The 20,634-nt window shown below is 51.0% G+C and carries 23 protein-coding genes; all 23 read right to left on the reverse strand.

Going from position 1 to position 20,634, the window contains the following annotated elements:
* Window positions 1-64: 64 nt before the first annotated feature.
* The 23 genes from MKX64_RS07960 to MKX64_RS08070 all read right to left on the reverse strand — a co-directional run bounded on the left by MKX64_RS07960 (window position 65) and on the right by MKX64_RS08070 (window position 20,484).
* Window positions 65-1,303 (reverse strand): MFS transporter, encoded by a 1,239-nt coding sequence (locus MKX64_RS07960; protein WP_095264466.1) that lies wholly within the window; start codon window positions 1,301-1,303, stop codon window positions 65-67.
* A gap of 313 nt (window positions 1,304-1,616) precedes the next feature.
* Window positions 1,617-2,306, reverse strand: coding sequence for a PDZ domain-containing protein (locus tag MKX64_RS07965; protein WP_341035632.1), 690 nt, complete (start codon window positions 2,304-2,306; stop codon window positions 1,617-1,619).
* Entirely contained in the window at window positions 2,306-3,163 is an 858-nt protein-coding gene (locus MKX64_RS07970) for a PDZ domain-containing protein (protein WP_341035633.1), read from the reverse strand. The genes MKX64_RS07965 and MKX64_RS07970 overlap by 1 nt, the downstream gene beginning before the upstream one ends.
* Window positions 3,164-3,181: 18 nt before the next feature.
* Complete coding sequence (locus MKX64_RS07975; RefSeq protein WP_341035634.1) at window positions 3,182-4,375, reverse strand: NAD(P)/FAD-dependent oxidoreductase; 1,194 nt, start codon at window positions 4,373-4,375, stop codon at window positions 3,182-3,184.
* A gap of 106 nt (window positions 4,376-4,481) precedes the next feature.
* The gene (locus tag MKX64_RS07980) at window positions 4,482-5,006 is read right to left on the reverse strand and encodes a hypothetical protein (RefSeq protein WP_095264459.1); all 525 of its coding nucleotides are present in this window, start codon (window positions 5,004-5,006) and stop codon (window positions 4,482-4,484) included.
* Between the two features lie 83 nt (window positions 5,007-5,089).
* Window positions 5,090-5,539 (reverse strand): 3-hydroxyacyl-ACP dehydratase FabZ family protein, encoded by a 450-nt coding sequence (locus tag MKX64_RS07985; RefSeq protein WP_179292078.1) that lies wholly within the window; start codon window positions 5,537-5,539, stop codon window positions 5,090-5,092.
* Between the two features lie 6 nt (window positions 5,540-5,545).
* Complete coding sequence (locus MKX64_RS07990) at window positions 5,546-5,992, reverse strand: 3-hydroxyacyl-ACP dehydratase FabZ family protein (RefSeq protein ID WP_155617562.1); 447 nt, start codon at window positions 5,990-5,992, stop codon at window positions 5,546-5,548.
* Window positions 5,985-6,335, reverse strand: coding sequence for a cupin domain-containing protein (locus tag MKX64_RS07995; RefSeq protein ID WP_095264453.1), 351 nt, complete (start codon window positions 6,333-6,335; stop codon window positions 5,985-5,987). Before MKX64_RS07995 ends, MKX64_RS07990 begins: the two co-directional genes overlap by 8 nt.
* Before the next feature lie 34 nt (window positions 6,336-6,369).
* Window positions 6,370-7,110, reverse strand: a complete 741-nt coding sequence (locus tag MKX64_RS08000) for a class I SAM-dependent methyltransferase (protein WP_155617561.1) — start codon at window positions 7,108-7,110, stop codon at window positions 6,370-6,372.
* Window positions 7,111-7,153: 43 nt separating this feature from the next.
* Entirely contained in the window at window positions 7,154-7,807 is a 654-nt protein-coding gene (locus MKX64_RS08005) for a helix-turn-helix transcriptional regulator (protein ID WP_095264449.1), read from the reverse strand.
* Between the two features lie 302 nt (window positions 7,808-8,109).
* Window positions 8,110-8,586, reverse strand: coding sequence for a DinB family protein (locus tag MKX64_RS08010; protein ID WP_155617560.1), 477 nt, complete (start codon window positions 8,584-8,586; stop codon window positions 8,110-8,112).
* Window positions 8,587-8,712: 126 nt separating this feature from the next.
* A complete protein-coding gene (locus MKX64_RS08015; RefSeq protein WP_341035635.1) occupies window positions 8,713-10,443 on the reverse strand; it encodes a CRTAC1 family protein in 1,731 nt (576 codons plus the stop codon).
* Complete coding sequence (locus tag MKX64_RS08020; protein ID WP_095264443.1) at window positions 10,428-11,474, reverse strand: DUF1702 family protein; 1,047 nt, start codon at window positions 11,472-11,474, stop codon at window positions 10,428-10,430. The genes MKX64_RS08015 and MKX64_RS08020 overlap by 16 nt, the downstream gene beginning before the upstream one ends.
* A gap of 3 nt (window positions 11,475-11,477) precedes the next feature.
* A complete protein-coding gene (locus tag MKX64_RS08025) occupies window positions 11,478-11,711 on the reverse strand; it encodes an acyl carrier protein (protein ID WP_095264441.1) in 234 nt (77 codons plus the stop codon).
* 18 nt (window positions 11,712-11,729) lie between these two features.
* Window positions 11,730-12,449, reverse strand: coding sequence for a 3-oxoacyl-ACP reductase FabG (gene fabG / locus MKX64_RS08030; protein ID WP_330163930.1), 720 nt, complete (start codon window positions 12,447-12,449; stop codon window positions 11,730-11,732).
* A gap of 51 nt (window positions 12,450-12,500) precedes the next feature.
* Window positions 12,501-13,757 (reverse strand): beta-ketoacyl synthase N-terminal-like domain-containing protein, encoded by a 1,257-nt coding sequence (locus MKX64_RS08035; protein WP_155617557.1) that lies wholly within the window; start codon window positions 13,755-13,757, stop codon window positions 12,501-12,503.
* Window positions 13,754-14,608, reverse strand: a complete 855-nt coding sequence (locus MKX64_RS08040; RefSeq protein WP_341035636.1) for a beta-ketoacyl synthase N-terminal-like domain-containing protein — start codon at window positions 14,606-14,608, stop codon at window positions 13,754-13,756. The genes MKX64_RS08035 and MKX64_RS08040 overlap by 4 nt, the downstream gene beginning before the upstream one ends.
* Window positions 14,608-15,753 (reverse strand): beta-ketoacyl-[acyl-carrier-protein] synthase family protein, encoded by a 1,146-nt coding sequence (locus tag MKX64_RS08045; protein ID WP_341035637.1) that lies wholly within the window; start codon window positions 15,751-15,753, stop codon window positions 14,608-14,610. Before MKX64_RS08045 ends, MKX64_RS08040 begins: the two co-directional genes overlap by 1 nt.
* A 5-nt stretch (window positions 15,754-15,758) precedes the next feature.
* Window positions 15,759-16,466: a tetratricopeptide repeat protein gene (locus MKX64_RS08050; RefSeq protein ID WP_341035638.1), complete on the reverse strand. Its 708-nt coding sequence runs from the start codon at window positions 16,464-16,466 to the stop codon at window positions 15,759-15,761.
* A 128-nt stretch (window positions 16,467-16,594) separates the two neighbouring features.
* On the reverse strand, window positions 16,595-17,254 hold the full coding sequence (locus MKX64_RS08055; protein ID WP_155617554.1) for a helix-turn-helix transcriptional regulator: 660 nt from the start codon (window positions 17,252-17,254) through the stop codon (window positions 16,595-16,597).
* Between the two features lie 261 nt (window positions 17,255-17,515).
* Window positions 17,516-18,370, reverse strand: a complete 855-nt coding sequence (locus MKX64_RS08060; RefSeq protein WP_155617553.1) for an RnfABCDGE type electron transport complex subunit D — start codon at window positions 18,368-18,370, stop codon at window positions 17,516-17,518.
* A gap of 96 nt (window positions 18,371-18,466) precedes the next feature.
* The gene (locus MKX64_RS08065) at window positions 18,467-19,249 is read right to left on the reverse strand and encodes an RnfABCDGE type electron transport complex subunit D (RefSeq protein ID WP_230875595.1); all 783 of its coding nucleotides are present in this window, start codon (window positions 19,247-19,249) and stop codon (window positions 18,467-18,469) included.
* Window positions 19,250-19,464: 215 nt separating this feature from the next.
* Window positions 19,465-20,484, reverse strand: a complete 1,020-nt coding sequence (locus MKX64_RS08070; RefSeq protein WP_095264392.1) for a Gfo/Idh/MocA family protein — start codon at window positions 20,482-20,484, stop codon at window positions 19,465-19,467.
* Window positions 20,485-20,634 lie beyond the last annotated feature (150 nt).

The raw sequence follows: 20,634 nt of genomic DNA on the forward strand, positions 1-20,634 counted from the left end.
CTCCCGGTTTCATATAAGGCTGCGTCCATGACGCAGTCTTATTTCTGTTTCAGCTCCCGGGTAACTAACCGTCTGAGGACATCGTGGAGCTTGGCTGAGCCGTATGCTGCTGAACGCTGCGCAAATTAAACAACAGAAACAGAGCACCTGTCACCGCGACCAAGGCAGACAGTATGAAGAACAGAGCCGGGAAGCCATACTCATCAACGACCGAACTTAGCACGGTTTGCGTTCCGGCCAGCAGGAGTGTAAACAGCAAGGATTGCATGGACAGCACCGTAGCCCGTCGGTTAGAAGGGATCATGCGATTCAGCATAGTGGTAAGTGCCGGTCTTAGCGCCGAGGAACAAAACCCCATCAGTGACAACACAACAATTCCCCATATGACCGGAACGAATCCTGCAACAGCAAGGCACACCGTCATTATGACTGGCAAGAGGAGCAGAATTACAGGGTCTTTCATTCCTTTCGTAAGCCGATGGGACAAGGCTGCACCGGTGATGCTGGCAAGACGAAGCAGTAGAATAACCGTTCCGACCCACCCAACACTAATGCTGCTGCTGAGCACATATGGTTGAACAAAGAAGAACAGGAGCATAAACGTAGGGAGCGAAAGGATTGTGGAGAACATAATGAAATTGCGCAGTGTATTCAACTGGACGCTAAGCTGGAGCGCATCCTTCAATTCGGCCAACATGCCCCGGCGCTCCTTGGAGGGCTGTTCCACAGGGGGTTCGCGAAATTTAAACAGCAGCAGCCCCCCGACAATGCAAGCCATTCCACTCCACATAAATGGTTGAAGCATGCTGTAATTCGCCAGGAAACTTCCGATCAGCGCAGCCGCCGCTTGCGTTCCTTGTACAATAGCTGTATAGCGGCCCATAACTTTGGAATATTCTTGTTCACGGCCGGCATGCTTCAGTCCATCATACAACATGGCAACATCCGTCCCGCTAAAAAAGGTCTGGGCCACGCTCCACATAATATGTATGACAAAGAGCAGAGGAACCCAAGATACGATCCCGTACAGAATCGTCAGGACACCAAATGCCGCCGCGCCAATGAACAAGGATACCTTTCGTCCGTATCTGTCGGCAATAGCACCTGCGGGCACTTCGGCAATCGCCGCAATGACAAATCCAACCCCTTGCATAATGCCGATCAGCCCCAGACTCATTCCCCTGACCTGCTGCAGGAAAATGATCCACATCGGAAGCCATAACAAAAAGTTAACCAAAACCGTATGGGCGTAAAACCTCCCTAATTGAAACGGAACATGGGATGCGGAACGCGTTGACGCCATTTGGAAAGAACCTCCTTCTTGTTGCAGTCTATCGATTCAGGAAGTCGTTTCATCGCAGTTTTCATAGACTGATGATGATAGATTTGAACGGAAATGACCGAGAATAATAGGGGCAGGCCCCATATACTTGGAGACACCCCAGCCCGTCCTCACTGTCTGCACGAGCGAAGCTTGGCAATATCCCCTCGTATGAAATGGAGTGACCTGCTTTCATTTCATACGAGAAGATCCCCCATCTTCTATCTTATTTTGGTTAAAACATTCACAATATGGAAATTTCATTTTATAGATCATATCATAAAATATTTCCAGTCTATTCGTCCACCCATTTTACAATCGTGCGATGAATCGATCCTTCCCGTTCGTATTCCAGCAGAACTGCCGATTTGCGCAAGGTGCTCCGCGCCAATTCCCGAACAAGCGCTTTGTGAGTTGTTACGGGACGTTGCTCAACCGATACGATCATGTCTCCTGCCCGCAATCCGGCCACATCCGCCGGACTGCCTTGAAAGCAGTGAAGAATCCGGTTCCCTTGCCCTGTTCCCGTATTTAAAATGCCAAGGCGGCGATAGCCGAATAGCGCCTGGCGCACATCAGTCCCCAGTTCAATCACACTTTTCAGGTTGAACAAAGTTCTGCCCCAGGTTTCGTCCATCAGATCCCTAACAAACAAATCATCGGGCTGCTGGCCAAATCCCCTGACTTCCACAATGACGGTTGTATAGAGCGCAGAACGCTGGAGAAAGAACGTCGTCGTGAGCGGATATTCTTGGCCGGAAATTGTGTAAGCATGCCTCCACTGCAACTCCTGGTATTTATCCAGCACGATTACTTCAACACGATTGCGGATCCCTCCGTATTCCATCACGATCTCCTTGCCCTGCTGCGTCCCGCTGTCTGCAAAAAAAGACAAATACCCTTCCAGCGTGGACACATAGCGCCAAATCTCCTCCAGGTCCCCTCTAATCTGAATCTCATTTCTGCAACTGTTTGAGCTTTCCATCAGGCTCCCTCCTTATCCTGGCTCCTCTCTCTTTTTAGTCGCTGCAATTCTTCTTTGGACTGGGCGTCCACAAATCCGGTAAAACGTTCATCATAAGACAGGTCAACCTCGGTTTCATGCACCTGCTGATCTCTGGCATAAACGACCTTGATCGGCTTCCGTTTGTTATACTGCCTGGACAGGGCAATAACCAGCTCCTTATAAGCGTTCACTTCGGTTCCATTTACAGACAGAATGACATCCCCGCTTCGGAGTCCTGCCCTGTAAGCCGGCCCTTGAGGGAAGGCTTGCATAATGTAATTCCCTTTGCCAGCAGGCATGCCTGTCTCGGCAGCATAGAGCTCCGAATGACCTGTATTGGTCACACCCAGCCGGGGATAGCCGAACAGATTAAATCGGAGATCCAGCCCCAGCTCAAGCACGCATTTCAGATTGATCAACGACCGGCGCCATCCGGTTTCCATGCACTCCCGCAGCCACATATCCTGCGGCTGATTGCCGTATCCCTCAACTTCAACCGTCAGCATAACAAAAGGCCCAATCGGTTCAATCGTGAATGTAGTCTGCAGTTTGTACTCCACCGTGTCTCCATTGGAAAGGATTGAGACATAGGAATCCGCGAGCTTGTACAGGTGTGGAAATTGCGATTCCAGACACACCGTCTCGTTCTCGATATCTCCGTAAGTAAAACGAAACTTATCCCCTGCCTTCGGCCAGTCCGGGTCTCCTGTCGTACTCCCGAAATCGCTAAGGTAGGCATTCGAGCCTGCAACCGTAGAAATCATCTTCCACACTTCCTCGGGCGTGGATTCCAGATGAATCACGTTCACTGTATGTCTTTTATCCTCACTAAGCATATTGGCTTCCTCCTCCGTTTATATTGTCATCATTTGCTTGAGCTGCTTGTATCTCTCGTCACCCAGCAGATTCACAACCTCTTCCACCTTCTCGGCCAAGTCGTAGGCAAGCCCCGGAAACGTGCATAAAGCCTGCAGCCACCTTAGTTTCTCGCTATCAATTGGCTGATCTGCCCGGCTCATCGATACTTGGGCTCCATGCATTTGCGGTCTGATCAAGGTATCACGCCCCGCCTGATAGTCCCCCATGGCGTCCGTCCAGGACATCTTTCCGGTAAAAGTATCATCCAGCGCGTTGGCCAATAGCTCGGCGCTTCTTACTGCATTGTCCATGCCTGATCCGGTGACCGGATGCACATAAGCCCCCGCATCCCCGACAAGCGCCCAACCGTCTCCGTAGGCCTCCTTGAGATACATCGGCCTTGCGCCAATGCCCCGCACCCGATCCGCCAGCTCAGCCTGCTCCATCCGCTCGTTCAAGCCCGGAATTTGGGCCACACTTTGAAGCAGCATATCTTTAGGACTTCTCATCCAGCGCTTTAACTCAGACATGGGCGGCATCACCAGCACCGTATGAAGACCCGCATCCGTCGGATTGCAGAAAATGATGTCGTTCTCGTTCCAGAACCATTCCACAGCCGGAACAGGCAGTGGTTTGACGTTTCTGAAGTAACCGTAATAAGCAGGTCTCATCAAGGGAGAAGACTCATAAGACTGGGCATTCACCGCATCAGCCACGAGGGAGTAATACCCGTCCGCGCCGATCACCACTTTAGCGTTCAACTCTTTCTGAACCACGCCCTTGCGAAGCCGGACTCCCCTTACAACCCCATCGTTGTGGATGAGTCCTGTAACCAGGCTGCCTTGTTCGACATCTACGGTCGGGAGGGCGTCCGCTGCCTGAATAAGAATGTGATCGAAATGATATCTCCGCAGCCCAATCGCCCTTGATGTCACGAGCATATCCGACTCCAGGCTGTTGCTGCCCAGATGAACATGCATTCGGCGGAGCGCAGGCGCTCCCGCAGATTCCAATTGTTCCAGCACCCCCAGCTTCTTATATATCTCGATCTCTCCGGTGACATGGGTGGACGTCGTATGGCTTGGAAATGTATCCCGATCCACCAGAGCGACCCGGTACCCCTTCTTCCCAAGGAAAATGGCAAGGGCTGCTCCTGCACACCTGGCCCCTACGATAACGGCATCATACATTTCGGATGTCTCCTTTCGAAAAATATCGACAAATCAGTCCGAAGACTGATTTGTCGACGCTTTAGAGCAGAGCGTTGAATCAAGCTGTTTGCCTTATCGGGAGATATTAGGTTACTTGAGTGCAGGCATACAGCGTGCCGGCGAATTTGCCTTCAAGCTGGTCGTACAGGGAGATCACATCTTGGGAAGAAAACTCCGTTGCTTGAGGCGGAAGGCCTTTCACAGTACCGGTCATATGAATCGGAGTTTGGTTGACCAAGGTTCCCTCCGGCGTTTCAATATTCCAGTAAAGCCAAGTCTCGCCCGGAACACCGTTTGCCACCGTTTTGCCAAGAGGGATCTGAACTTCCCCTTTCAAAGCTTTGCCTGTAGAGGCGCTTCCACCGCGAACGTATACCTTTTGTCCTGGCCACAGCACCTCGGATGTCGCAACCAAATCCACATTTTTGATATCCAGCTCCACATTGATTCCGGATTTCATCGAAAACTCGGAGTCCGATACCGTGAATTCCGTCGGTCTGACTTGAGAGAAATAGAGCTTTTCGGAACGTCCGTCAGCAAGTTCCAGCACCGTAGTACTGTTCGAGTTAGGCAGCGTCATGGTTGCTTTTTTAAGAAGTTTTGTAAGCATGTTCTTAACCTCCGTTTATAGGTTTGTTACTCCGGCCGAAGTACAATTCTATTATCCGTCACCCCGCCGGTAGCCGCTCTGCTTCATCCACTCAGATTCTCGGCTTTTATTTCCCCAAGATTGCAGGCTGCTTGGAACGTAAGCACCACCTTAGCATCCACAGTACCCGTGGCTGAGATCCGGCCGAAACTCCCCTTCTCGGATGATCCTTGAACAGTGATATCGTATCTGATAACATCTCCCGGCACGGCCGGGGTCAGAAAGCGCACCTGCATATCCCGGAGCTCTATAGCATGAGGATCAGGCGTGCGCCTGGATAGCCACAAATACAAGCTCTGCCGAATGCCTTCAATGAGCAGGACACCTGGGTACACGCTGTAATGCTGGAAATGTCCCTGCAGAAAATAATCGCTCGCACTGATCAGCTTGCAGGTGGATATTTGCGCAACAGAGACCGTATCCAGCACCCGGTCCACCAGAATCCAGGGCTTGGGTCCAGGCAAAATATGACCGGGTGTGAAAATACTCCGCACAGGCAATCAGCCCCCTTTGGTTAAAGTTTGAATTTTGGCCAGGCTCAGCTCTCCTTCTGCAACGACTTCACCAGCGGCATAGGCCGTTGCCCCTATTCTGGCCTGGGAAGCAAGCAGACGAATCGGCTTCACCTCATACCTGAGGGTTTCATGCCAGGCTACCGCCTTGGACTGACGCATGAATAACGAGCCCAGTATCGGAACCTCTCCCTCGCGAAGCGGTCCGGTCTCCAGCTGCACAAGCAGCACGGCGGACTGAGCAAGCCCTTCCATAACACATGCCTCGGGAAAAGCGGGCAAGCTCCTCATAGGTCCTCTAACAGACTGCAAGCGGATGGAGGCCAGAAGAGATTGGCCGGCTTCATACCGGTCAATCTGCTCCACGAACCGAAACGGGGGCCGTTGCGGCAGCTGCTCAATCATCCGCACATAGGCGTCACTGGGATTAGTCATCGCTGTCTTCTACAATTTCAATCGGTTCTTCAATGACAATGAAGAAGATAACGCCGGTATCGGTGCGGATATCATGAAGCTCGCCCGGGCCTGCCGTAAGGAAATCGCCCTGCTCCATTGGCTCACCGCCTGCCAGCATGCGGCCTTCGAGAACGTAAGCATACTCACGCCCGGGGTGATTATGAACCGGAATGAAGCCTCCCGGATTCAGCTTGACGATAAACGCTTCGGTCCTGCTCTTCTCGGTTCGTTCCTTCCACAGCGGCTGGTACTCCGAATTGTGAAACACGCCTTTTTTCCACTGTCGGTCCCCGATTTTGGATATAAAATGCTGTTGTTTCATCTCTTATCCCTCCTGGTTGAATTTACGAATTCTTTCACGGTTTGATGGCGGACAGCACCATCCTCGGACTGGTCAATTCCAGCGGCTTACGGTCCAGGCTCCCGTATACCCGAACATCCCTGAAACCGGCCTCTGTCAGCATGCGGGTCAACTCTGTCGCCGAATACAGCCGGACGTCCAGAACCGAGGAGTGAATATTCCGATCTCTGAACCACCGGATTTTCTCCACCCAGCGGCCGGAGGAGGGATAATAGTGTCGCTCTGACCATACTGGCACACCGTTCATATCATCCCATCGCCGCGGTGTATACCCGGCTATCTTGAAATCCCGGTTTTCCGTTTCAACAAGAAACGTTCCTCCCGTCTTCAACGCCTTGAACACACGCCTGAACGCAGCATAGTCGTCTTCCTCCTCAAGGTAGCCGATAGCGGTTCCGATATTCAGAGCAGCATCATATATCTCACTGCCGTCCAGATCCTTCATTAATCCTCTGACAAACTCAATATCTGCACCGGTTAATCCGGCCGCTTCTTCTTTCGCCCGGATCAGGGATACCTCGGAATAATCGAGTCCCGTCACACGATATCCCATCTGCGCTAAAGGGATGCTAAGACGTCCGTAACCGCAGCCCAGATCGAGAATAGAAGCGCCCTGATCAAGGCTAAGCCAGTCAAGGATATGCTGAATTTCTGCCGCCGTCCGTTCCGGTGTCATAATGGCCTGTGACAGCAGCAAGTAGTCCTCTTTAAAAAAATCTTCGAGACGATCTAGCATTGGCTGCGCCTCTCCTTTCCATTTGAATTGTCCGTATCGGATTTCATACTGTCTTCCGCTGGTGAGCCGTCCGGTAGACGGAAGGATTCATTCCTATTAGCCGCCGAAAGGTTCTGGTAAAATGGGTCAAGTCCCCGTATCCCACGGCAAGACATACCTCGGTTACCGAGGATCCTCCTTCAAGCAGGGACTTTGCCAATTGAATCCTGCGCTCCATCACATACTCGCGAAACCCTTTGCCTCCATACTTCTGAAATATTCGGGAGCAATAAGAGGTGCTGATGCACAGAAAAGAAGCAAGCATGTCCAGCGTCAATTCGTTGTTCCCCAAATGTTCCTCAATGTACAGCAGCGCTTTTCGATAAAGCTTGGCCTGCTCCGATCCGTCAGAAGAATAAACAGCATCAACACGTTCCATGACCTCGAACATGCCGATGAACGTAATCAGATCCGGCAGCGCCGTGCTTAAGATTAGGATGACAGGGGTATGCGCCATGATCTGCTCCAGCCTCCAATGGGGAGGCAGCTCACGCGCTTTGGAGATGATGAACACCATCTCGTATTCCTTCACTGCCTCAGGTGTCAATTCGAGCCCTTGCTCTGAGGAGAGGATCACCTCACTGTAGGACTCCATCTTCTCCTTGAATAAGGTGCTTTCTCTTTCCTCATACTCGTGAAGTACAACTAATCGTTCCAATGCCTACTCCTCCCTCCGGATGAATTGAAATGATAGAGGGACTGCAAACCATAGCATTGCTGATACCATCACCCCCGAATGAATAGTTGCTGACAGTTCCTTAAAGAACTGCAGCTTTTGTTCCATCGTATACGAGCTGGAAGCTTGTTACTCTGCACATTTGAACGAAAGATCGGCTTTTGTTGACGCGTTACGTTAGTGTGCAAGACATGACAATACAAAAAAGACTCTGCTTTCATATTTGAAAGCAAAGCCTTGGTTTCAATGGCTATTCATGTGCTATTCTTGGCGCAATCAGAAGCCTACACCCGCTGATGGTTTCGAATCTGGTTTTTGATGGCCAAAAGGGCGCCCATATGAAGACCCTCATGGAAGATGGTTCTCACAAGCACCTGCTCCAGGGTATGCATCCCCATATCCGTGGGCGGGAAATCCTCCTCCAGGCGATCCCGGTACTGCTGCTCTATGAAGCGAGGCTGCTCCTGAAGGAGCGAGATCAATTCTGAGAATGACGGGGTTTCATCCGTAAAATTCGAGGGGTTGGTTCCGTAACCGAACCATTGATTAAAGCTCATCGGAACCGGCATATCCTCTTTCGTAAGCACACGTATCCATAAGTACTGATCGAGGAGCACATGCCCTAGATTCCATCTGATATTGTTGTTAAAACCATCCGGTACAATCTCAGCCTCAGCTTCGGACACGTCTTCAACCACATCCAATAGCACCTTTCGGTATGTATGCAGCTGCTCAAACAACACTTCATGTCTTCTTTCCATCGAACCCCTCCTAGATATTGATATATAATATAATTATATGAAAAAATATAAAATCCTTTTATTCCACAAAAATAGGAGCGCCATACATGCGCCCCGTTAAGCCAATCGAACATATCTTTGCTCTAATTAATCACCAGACTCCTCGATTTGCAAAATTCGGTCTCCCTCTACATTTTCAAGTGTCTGGGTGCGGCCGCTCGGCCACTCAATCACAATGCTGTCCACCTTGCTATGCTGCCCCAGTCCAAAATGAATTCTCGGATCGCTCTGGGCGCCATGGCTGTTTCCTCCGTCCTTCTCCACAACGGTCTTCACGCCATTTACTTCAAAGGTTACTCTTGCCCCTACCGCATCACGATTGCTGGGAAAGGTGCCGATCAGGTCCAGCTTGATCCAGTGATGGCCATTGCTGATTTCACTCTTATATACCTTCGTCGGAGCTCCTTGATTCGCGAACACCAGGTCGTTGACACCACGGTTGAACAGATCGACGGCTGCCACGCCCCTGCTGTCTTCCGTAAAGGTGATGCCAACGTCCTTGGACACGTCGGTGAACACTTTGCCATCATTCAAGTATAAAGGTTTCGATTCGTAGCCCGACATGCTCTTGTTATGAAACGCAGGCCAACTCGCTGCATCTTCAACGATATAACCCGGTGTCGTCGCAAGCGTCCCCATGTCGAACCAGTACTCTTCGTTCTCATCAGCCGATATAAAGCCGTTTGTCACCATCAAGCTCATATTCCCGCTGTTATCCGCATCAAAGAAGCGAGCTCCCCAGGACCAACCCGATTGCTGAATGCCCATTTCCTGTGCTCGGTCGACATACTTCCCGTTCTCATCTTCATGCCATAACTGATTTCCTTCCAGCAAATATCTTTCCTTACTAATGTTTGTTACAAAATTGGCAAGTCTGCCATCATGAAATACATCAGCAAAGTCTACATTCATGCCTTTGAAGGTGTCGTCACCGATCCCTCTTTTTTGAACGACGGCTTCAAACCCTTGCCCTTCTTGGTTGATCAGGAGAGTATCCGGCCCAAAGTCGTTGGCATTGTATAGATCCGGCCACCCGTCCCCGTTCAAATCGGCAGCTCCGGAAGCTAATGTCCAGCCGGGATCATCAACATTCATTTCTTTGGAAACATCCGTAAATGTATTGTCCCCGTTGTTGCGCAGCAGCACGTTCCTTCCACCATTACGCGCCCGCTCGAAATCATTATGCATGATCTTGGTCGTGTCCAGATTCCACAAATCATGCTCCTCTCTGAAATAACAGCTTAAATAAAGATCCAAATACCCATCGCGATTGTAGTCAAGGGCAATGGCTTTGCTGACATACCCTTCATATCCTGCCCCGGACGAGTCCGTAATGTCCGTGAAGGTCCCGTCTCCGTTATTTTTATACAACCGACTTTTCCCCCATGCCCCTACAAACAGGCTCGGATGCCCGCTGTTATCCATATCAAACCACAGTGCGGTTTCCGATATTCCCTCCACATTGACGTCAGCCACACCCGCTTCCTCGGCAACTTCCGTAAATGTGCCATCTCCGTTGTTGCGGTAAAGTTTATTTTTACTGTTCTTCTGCGAATTCGTATAATAAAGATCCATATATCCGTCTCCGTCATAATCTCCTACGGCCACAGCCGCTCCGGTCGCTGACAGCCATGGCATGATATTACTGAGCTTGGGATCAAAGGTTTCCGTCAGATGCGTAAAATCAATACCGGCACTGACGCTGATTTCCTCATATCGGAAGCCGCGGTCCACAGGCGTGGCCGAGTCCCCGATGGCGCAACCGGCTAGCAGGAACAATGAAAACGGAACACACCATTTTTTTACGATCTTAAACATGTCAATCCTCCCAACACATCATAATCTTTCATCAACTGGCGGGTTTTGTCCATCCACCGGACATAATGCATCTCCGGGCTGTGCCGGCCAGCAAGTTCCCTCGCCAAATGAACGACCTGAACACCTTCCTCCATTTTGCCGCGCCATACAGCGTCAAAGGTACTTGTCATCTCGTCCCAATAGGTCTTGTTCTGGCGCTTTCTTGCCTCCCAGCCAAATGCCATCCCTTGCCGAAACGAGGCTTGGTAAAGTACGGGCATCATCCGGTAGATGCCTTGAACACGACCGGGATTGTCGAACAAACTGTAGGCAACAGCCAAGCCCACACCGCTGATTACATCCTGACGAACCTCTATCGGGGCATTTTTCAGAACGCTCAGCACCGGCGCAATTTCATACCTGCACTGAAACCATAGGCATCTGCCGTATCCTTGACATCCGATCCTCAGAGCACTGGATCCCATTCGTCCCAGATGATCAAAAAGAGAAGCGTTGATCCCGTAATCAAATAGAGCCGCTTTAAAGCCAACACCATCGTAAAGCATAGGGGCATAATAGGGATCCATGGTGCGCATCCATCGTTGATAAGGCTCGGGACGAAAACGATATATGCTGTAGAGCCACCATCCGAGCCCCACGTAGTACTGATAGATGTGTGCCGGATCCAGTCGGTACACATATCTTTCAAACGCCCGGCCGCGCCTGCCGGGACGGAGCATTGCCCTTGCTCCGAACCCCATCCCGGTTCCTTCGTAGGCAAAGCCCCGATAAAAGCTGTCAAACTCCGCTTCCAGCTTCGAGCGGATGGCCTTCATGGGCACCAGCCGATTCGCTGCGAGATTATGGCCGCGTAAGAAACCGTGCAGTATTCGACCGAAGCGGATGCCAAAAGCACTTGAATCCTCACCGGTGAAACGCTGCTTCATCAGGGGGATATTCTGCCTGATAACAATCCGGTACAGCACCGCTATGCATAAGCCGAAGCATAGAATAAGGAGAGCAGCGCCTAGCATTATTCCGCTGAATTCCATCGCCTATTCCTTTCGCTCTTCGGCAATGGCGACGATGTCTTGCAAGTGCCGGATCGCCCCCAGATCCTCCTCGGTCAGCCGGACACCGAATTCGCGCTCCAAATATACGGCCAGTTCCAGCGCCATCAAAGAGTCGATCCCAAGCTCTTCAAAAGACTGGGATAAAGCATCCTCCGTCAGCTCCCGTTGTGTCATCTCCTCCACCAGGCCTATCATTCTCGTGCGCAAAGTTTCCATAAGAATTCATCCTCCCGTTTATACAAGTCCTCCGCTTATGCCAATTACTTCTCCGGTAATATAGGCGGAATGCTCCGATAATAAGAACAATATTAAATCTGCAACCTCAGCCGATGTGCCAAACCGCCTTAAACAGGTAGATTGCGCCAGCCTTCTTCTCCGGTCTTGCGTCATCTCCTCTGTCATCGGCGTCTCGATATAACCCGGGGCAACACAATTAACTCTGACTCCGAGCGGTCCAAGCTCTTTCGCCAACGCTTTGCTGAATCCGATGATCCCCGCTTTCGATGCCGAATAATTGGCCTGCCCTGCCATGCCGATCTGACCGGAAACCGAGGTAATATTCACCATCGTCCCCCGGTTCACAGCCAGGTGCTTCACCATCGATCGGGATAACTGAAACAAGGCTCGTAAGTTAACCTGGTACACATAGTCCCATTGTTCGTCTGACATGTTGTAGAGGGAACTATCCGCCGTGACGCCGGCGTTGTTCACAATCATATCAATGGGGCAGGCCTGACGATCCGTCAATCGTTCGGTCAGGCGCTGAATATCAGCTGCCGAGGAGAAATCGCATTGCAGTTCGTTGACCGTATGCCCCTCGGAAGCCAGCTGCTCTACCAGCTGGCGTGCTGCCTCACCGGAGCGGGAATACGTAAAATGAACAACGGCTCCGGCACGGGCCAGCTTGACTACCGTCTCTCTGCCGATGCCTGTCGAGCCTCCTGTAACTAACACGTGGTCCCCCTTAAAATTCCAATGAATGGAACCCACCGACTTCCCTCCCTTCTATGTCGATTGTTCGAAAACCCCGGCGGCGAGAAAACCGCCAAACGCGGAGACAGTCTTGATTGCCGTACGTATATTGGATCGCTCCCATTGCGTGACCATGGGTATATCCAGCTTGAAATTATGACTTTCGTAATTGGCGGCCGGAGGAATGCTCCCCTGCGCCATGCTGTGCAGCAAGCATACGATTTCAACAAGGGAGTTCGCTCCCAAGGTATGGCCAAAGTATCCCTTCAAAGCTGTCATTCGCGGCAGCGGAATGTTCAATTCGCCAAACGCTCGCACGATCTCCGCCATTTCGTACGCATCCCACATCGGCATGCCTGTCCCGTGCGGCACCAACAGGTCGGGAGGGCCTTCTCCCAGAAGCCGCACAGCCCGGGTAATAACCTCCGCATAGGAATGCGAAGTCACATGGGGCAGCGAGAGATTCCAGCCGTCTTGCCGGAAGGCCCCTCCCACATACCGTCCCAGCTCCGGAGTAAACGCGTCCACAAAATCAGGGTGCCTTAGCACAACGGCTGCAGCACCATCCCCCAGCACCGACCCGTCTCTGCCCGAATCGAACGGTTTCAGCACTTTCTTGGGTGAATGAAACCCTTTGTCCCCGAGCCATAAATACTCCGTCGCATGAGCGTAATCTGCGCAAACCACGACTGCGGACTCCGCTTGTCCCTGATGAATAAGCTGTCTTCCGAGCTCCAAAGCGTACAGGCCGGAAGCGCAAGCATTGTTCGTGATATAGGAAGCGCCTTGAATATTCAGTGCTTTGGCCAGATAGAACAGATAAGGAAAGGTCTGGAGGCGAAAGAAATCCTGCTTGTACTGACTAAAGGAAACCAGAGGTTGTTCATCCTGCTGAAAGATGCGCTGTCCGGTTTGAAGGATTTTATCGATCAGGCGATTGATGCCCGGATTCTCATGGCCGATCACCAGCGCTGCTCTGCTCCGTTCATCCGGAGTGAGGCCGGCGTCTTCCATCGCCAATTGGGACGCAACCAGCAATAATAGAAAATCCGGGTCCTGATGGAGTCCCTCTTGCTCTAACCAGCGGCAGGTGGAACGTGGAAGCCAGTCCCTCATATGAATCGGAGGAATTTCATAGACAGGGAATGCAATAATCGAGCCGTCATACAATTCATAGCTGCGAACTGTGGGCATAAGCCTCGCCGTTCGCATGCCTTCCCATACCGCATTCCTGCCTATCCCGGGCGCCCCGAGCACGCTTGCCCCGGCAATGGAGACATGTGCATTCATCTGGAGTGAGCCCCCTTTAAGCCGTCAACATCGCCATTGTTAAACCGCAGCTTCAGCAAATCGCCGTTCTGGAATCTCCCCAGCATCACCTCTTGCTCCGCCAGGCGCTCCTCCTGTATCAACTTGATCAGTTCCACGTCCATTCTCGGGGTAACATCCGGCGACAGCGCCATGTACAGACCGTTTGCTTTTGTCAGTTCCCAGTCCAGGGCATACTTTCCGTGCGTGCCGACTCCTGGCCGCTCCAGCAGCAGCGCTGTAATTCTCTCCTCCTCAGGAGGGAAGGAACCCTCCTCTTCATCCTGACGTGTTGCTTTCTTCGCGGACGGAAGCAGATGAACATGGCACACCACCACCCGGTCATGTCTTCCCTTCGCTAACAGCCTTAATCCGTACAGTATCGCAGCCGGTACAGTGCTTGTGGCTCCCGACAGCGTTGTATTCGTCCCTTTTATATTGACATGTATTGCGATGTACCCTGCCAGTGCGTTATAAACCGTATTCGGAAATATGGCGGGACTGACCCGATTCGGGCCGTAGATCTCCGCTTCCCTCTGCAGCGCTTCAATCGGGCGGACGCTTGAATCATTGTTTCCTACCACAAGAGCGGTTCTTTCCGACTCTTCACTTCTCACGGCAAACGGCACGGTGAGTCCTGCTTCAAGCAGAACCTGGCTCACCACGGCACAGCAGGCCTTAGCCACATCAGGAACCCGTGGCAGTTTGGGCAGATGGATATTTTGTATGCTTTCCTCCGTTATAAACGGGGATGATGCGGCCTGATCCCGATTGGTGAGTGTCTTGAAGCCGCTAGGGGATAGCCAGGCAGATCCTTTAATATAGGCATGCATTATGATCCCGCCTTTCCAAGGACGATGGACGAATTAATGCCTCCAAAGGCATAAGCGTTGGAGAGAATATAATTCGTCTTTTTACGAAGGGGCTGTCGAGCAATCACGCGCACACGACATTCCGGGTCCAACTGTTCCAGGTTCAGCGTATGGGGAAGCCAGCCGTACCGCAGCATGTTGACACTGGCTACAGCCTCAATCGCACTCGCAGCCCCCAAGGTGTGGCCTATGTGCCCTTTGATCGAACTGGTCAGCATATGCTCACCGAACAGATCGGCTAACGCCTTGGCTTCCGTCCGGTCGTTGGCTGGTGTTCCTGTTCCGTGCGCGCTTACATAACCAATATCCTCCAGTGTCAATTCAGCCATCCTTAACGCCTCCAGCATGGCGCGCATGGCGCCTACAGCTGCCGGATCAGGCTGGGTAATGTGGTAAGCGTCACAGGTCAGACCATAGCCCAGCAAATAAGCTAACGGGATCGCCCCCCGGGCTCTCGCGTCTCGCTCTCTTTCTAATATGAGCACCCCTGCGCCTTCGCCGAGCATAAGCCCTTTCCGATTAACGTCAAAGGGGCGGCACCAGTCATCAGACATTGCCCTCAAACTGCCGAATCCCGTAAATGCCGTCCAGGACAATGCGTCCACCCCGCCTGCAATCATACAATCTGAGTTGCCGCTTCGAAGCTCGTCCATCGCCTGGGCGATTGCAAAATTCCCCGCCGCGCAGGCATTGGTCATCGTCCATCTCGGTCCGCTCAGGCGAAGCAGGTCGGCAACGAGATCCGCGATCACATGCGGACCCTGTCGATCGCTATCCTTGCGTACAGAACCCGGCTCTCCCATCGTTGTACCTACGCATATCCCGACCCGTGCCTGTTCCCGCTGCGTCAGCCTAGCCTGATACAGAGCATCTTCCGCAGCCGAAAGATACATCGCCGTAGCCTTTCCGACACCTTCATACATCGCTTCGGAATAGGGGAAAACACGGTTCACTTCGCATCCCCGCTTCACCGTATGCTCAGAGACGTCAAAGGACATAATCTCCCGGGTACCCTGTGTGCCTGCAAGCAGGTTATGCCAGAATTCATGAGTATTGCCCCCGATTGAGGTAACAACCCCCATCCCGGTAATAACAATCCGCTCCATAATACTCACCTCCTCCACAATTTGCGAATATCGGATATGGCTGGGTCAGGTCGTGTGAACCCATCAATGCCTCGTTCCCGCCTGACGATGTCGTAAGCCTTACTCTCGTCAGCTCCTGCTCTTTCTGCCAATGCCTCCTCATCCGGATATTTGGCATATCCTTCTTTCCATGCACGGATGCCGGCCGCAGCATCCCCCGACTTGACAAGCGCATCCCCAAAAGCAACATAGATATCCGGCCAAAAGGCAAAATCCCATTCAGGATTCATCTGCTCAACCGCAATGCAGAATGCGAAATCCTGGACAGCCCGCTCCGCTCTTTTCAACCCTTGAGGCCAGTACAGATGATTAAGGCCACGAGCATAATGAGCAGGGACATCATACGGATTGTCTGCGATGAGATCGTCCAGCAAACGGATGGACTGCGCCGATCGTTGTCCCAAGGCTGCCGTTCCCAGATCCAGATCCTGCAGCATATCCACATAACCGAGCGCTTGTTGAAGCACGATATCCGATGTAGGCTCCACCTCATCCATCATGTCTATAAATTCTTCCATTCGAGAATGTTGGGTCATGCGCAGCCGAAGTTCGGTAGAATATACAAGGTTATCAGGGAATTGCTGAACCAGAGCCAGCAGTTCATCCTCTGTCATATCCGACCTCGGCACAGGCGTGTCTCTCTCAAGACTGAAGTCGAGGTTATAATCATTCATTGTAAGTGCCGGATCCAGCTTCGGCAGATCATAAGGCTTCGTCCATTGCCAATAAGAGAATATTCCAATAGCCGCTAGAGCAGTGACAGTACAACAAGAAATTATTACAGCTCGCTTCCATCGTTTCTTCATGAAACTCCACCCCACTTTGATATTGGCTCGCGTCCTCTCCACTTTTGTCTGAAGATTGAGGGATTGACCCCCACGATTCGTTTAAATATTTTCGAGAAATGAGTCAAATCATTGTAACCAATCGCGTAACATACTTCAGTCACGGAATGTCCATGTTTCAGCAGCGTCTTGGCCTTGGCTATTCTTTTTCGCATAATGTATTCCTTGAATCCCATACCCACGTGCTTCTGAAACATCCTGGAATAATAATGTCTGCTTACATAAATTTGTGAAGCGGCTTTTTCAAGAGATAAATCCTGATCGCATAAATGACGATGGATGTAAGCAAGAGATTTACTGAACATAGAATTTCCTTCTCCCAAACTGGAGTTCTCGACTTCCATCGTGCCGATGATCGGCAACAAAAGCTCAACCGGAACCATCCCTCCCGTTAAAATCAAGGTGGGAGCGAGGGATAAAAATTGCTCAAGCTCCCATGAAGAAGGAAAAGAATCATTCACCGTATAGAGCACATGAAATTGGTAACGGTTCGATTCGGCCGCCTGTATAGCGCTCCTGAAATCTGTCGTGACCCGGATATCCGCTTTTTGGGCAATTGATTGAATCGCTTGAGAACTTTCCTCTTCCTGCTGGCAAAAAATAACGAGAACATTCATGTAAATCTCCTTTCTTCGCTAAAGTTATGTTAGAAACAGACTTTGATAAAACGAGCCTAATTACATGCTACCAACGACACAAAAATACTTCTTATGTAAAAATTGTTTAAAATTTTGTTTTTTTCACTTATTTGATCAAATAATCCTGTTATTCTGCTATTACAATGAAATGTTTTTACATAAATTGTTATTTATTTAGACAATAAAAAAACCAAGCGATTCCCCTTGGTACAGGAAAATGCTTGGTCACCTGTCTCTTGCTCACTTGGTTGGTGCAGACGCTGCCTCCCCGTTTCGGTCGGCTTGACGCGCGATCCAATAACGATACGGGATAATGAAGAGCAAACTGATCGTAAACAATGCGTAGAACTGAGGGTTCGGCACGCGTTGAATCCGGAAGACAGCATCCATGAGCGCAACCAGAAATGCAAACAGAATACGGGCTCTTCGGGTAGTCGGAGTGGACTTCGGATCGGTCATCATAAAAAAGGCAAACAATTGTAGACCGGCCCCCATCAGAGGACCAAGCGCTGCGAACAGCGGAGCGCCAAACCATAAATGCCTTAACAATGCAAAAAGCGTGAAGCTGCCCAGGAAGGTGAGTACGGAATCCAAACGGTTCGCCATATAACACACTAGGATGCCAAGCAGCATGATCATCAGCATGACTTCAATTCCGTTCGTCCACTGCTTGGGCGTGCTTACGGCAAATTGGGGCAGCAACACAAGGACAATGACCATGGCCACGTTGTTCGGATTAAAAATATGGGCCCCTTTAAATCGCAGCGCATACTTTAGCGCAATCGAGATCACCGCTGTAACCGCATAGATCCACAGTACGTTGGAGCTTAGCAAAAGGCTCACGCCAATACCAGTAATGATGCCGCTGAGCGGGAACGACCAGCTTCCCTTTTTCCAGCGAGACAAGAACAGCTCCGTCAAGGTTGTACAGGCAACCGAGATGAACACCGCTTCCCACCGTTGAAAGAACCCGAGGTAGACCTGTCCAAGGATCGCAAACAGAGACAGAAAAATGAGGATGAAATACCTCGGGTCCAGTCTGTAGTCCTCCCAATGCACGACAGGTCGCAGTTTCGTCCGAACTTCATTTTTCATGGGTAACCTCCCAGCCAGAATTGTTTTCTTCTTCATTATTGTGAATAGAAAGGCTCGAAGGCTCGTGGAAAATGTGGATGATTTGGGTGTTATTCGTCATCCATGCGATGGACCGCGAAGCTTCCACAGACGAAGCGGCAATCCCATCAGCAAGGTGACCAGAAAAGCGGCATAGAACAGGGAATGATTGACCTCAGCTACTCGCAATATGGCGTCAGCCATAGCGATGAACAGGCCAAAGGTGATACGACTACTTCGGCTTTCGGGGGTGGTTCTGGGATCTGTAATCATGAAGAAGGTAAATAACTGAAACGCAGCTCCCAGCATCGGGCCAAAGGAAAAAAAGAACGGCTCGCCAAGCCCCCAATGACGCAGTGCTGCAAACAGGGCAAATCCCGTTGCAAACGAAAGGACCGTGTCGATCCGTTTGGCCTTGTAGGCAGCCAGGAATCCGAACAGCAATATAATCACCATGACCTCCATGCCGTTCGTCCATTGTTTAGGGGTACTGACCGCATATTGCGGGAGAAAAAACAGCATGAGGACCATGGCCACATTGTTCGGATTAAACACATGGCGATTGCCGATTCGTACTGCATGCTTGATCGTTATAGCCAAAACGGAGGTTAGAACATAAGGCCAAGTAAGATGAGAGCTTAACAGCAAACCGATGCCAAGCCCGGTAATCAGAGCACTTAAAGGAAATTTCCATGTCCGATGCTTCAAGCCTACAATCATAAATTCCAGCAGGACTGCTGTGACAACGGAGGCTATAATGTCCCTCCATCCTTGAAAGAAACCCAGATAGAACTGGCCGGCGAGTGTAAAACTCATTAAAAACAGCAGTATGAACATCCGCGGATCATTCAGCATTCTCATGAAATTACCTTCTCCTTTATCGTGGAATGCCTATAACTTAACGCGGATCCCGCTTCCTCGCTCGGCGAATATTGCCCTTTTACACACGTAAAAATACGGGACTCGGCTATCTCCCTTACCAGGAAACGCCTCGTCTGCAGCCAAACCTAACAAAAATGACCCCTGAAGATGAAGACTTCAGAGGTCATTTTATATTTATTCGATCATATTCCTTATTACAGCTTGACGACCTTGCCGTTCGCCTGAGATTCGAATGCGCCCAGAATTACGTTCAGGGAGCGCAGTCCTTCTTCACCGGAGATTCTTGGAGGCGTGTTGGTCACGATGCAATCAACGAACTCATCAATGACACCGCTTGGTACTTGCTTCTCGTTCGTTGCCATCGCGCCGACTTTGTAGGTTTCCACAGTACCATTGGTCAGCTCCACGATAACCTCGTCGCCTTCCACTGTACCGATCTTCATAACGCCATGCTCACACCAGAGAACCGTACCGTTATCGCCGCCGCGGTAGTGCGTCCAGCTCGCCATCAGCGTGCCGACAGCGCCGCTCTTCATGCGAACGATGCAGGTTGCGTTGTCGTCCACATCGGTTCCTTCTTTATGAACGGTGCCGATGAAGCCTGCCACCTCGACGATCTCGTCGTTCAGAAGATAGCGGATAAAGTCGGATTTATGCACACCAAGGTCACCCATCGCGCCCATGATCGCTTCATCCTTGCGGAAGAACCAGCTGTCGCGTCCGTCCACGCTCCATCCTTCCGGACCGCCATGGCCGAAGGAAGTACGGAAGATCAGAACTTTACCGAGCCGGCCGGAATCGAGAATTTCCTTCGCTTTCACATGCGGAGGCATGAGGCGCTGATTGTGGCCAACCATCAGGAACACATTGTTCTTGCGGGCAGCTTCGATCATTTGCTCGCCTTCTTCTGTCGTTGCAGCCATTGGCTTCTCTACCAGCACATGCAGCCCGGCATTTGCCGCAGCAATTGTCATCGGCGCATGCAGATAGTTCGGTGTACATACGCTAACCGCATCCAGCTTCTCGTTCTTCAGAAGCTCCTCATAGTCGGCATAAGCCTTGCCGCCATACTGTGCAGCCATCTCTTCAGCACGTGCAATAACCGGATCGGCAAAAGCGACCAATTCAACATTTTCATTTGCTGCATATTCAGGAATATGTCTGCGCTGGGCAATAGCACCACAGCCGAATACTGCTACTCTTACTTTGCTCATGAATCAATCTTCCTTTCCGATTAAAGGTTCGTTTGTTTAATTAAGCGCGGACATGCTGTCCAGGGGCCTAGCATGATGATCCCGCTTGGTCAGGCAGCTTCCTGAACCAAAGGGATCATGCTGCTAAGCGGTTAGATGAGACAACAACAC

This window comes from Paenibacillus sp. FSL M8-0334, from assembly GCF_038000405.1.
GTDB classification, from domain to species: Bacteria; Bacillota; Bacilli; order Paenibacillales; family Paenibacillaceae; genus Paenibacillus_AQ; species Paenibacillus_AQ campinasensis.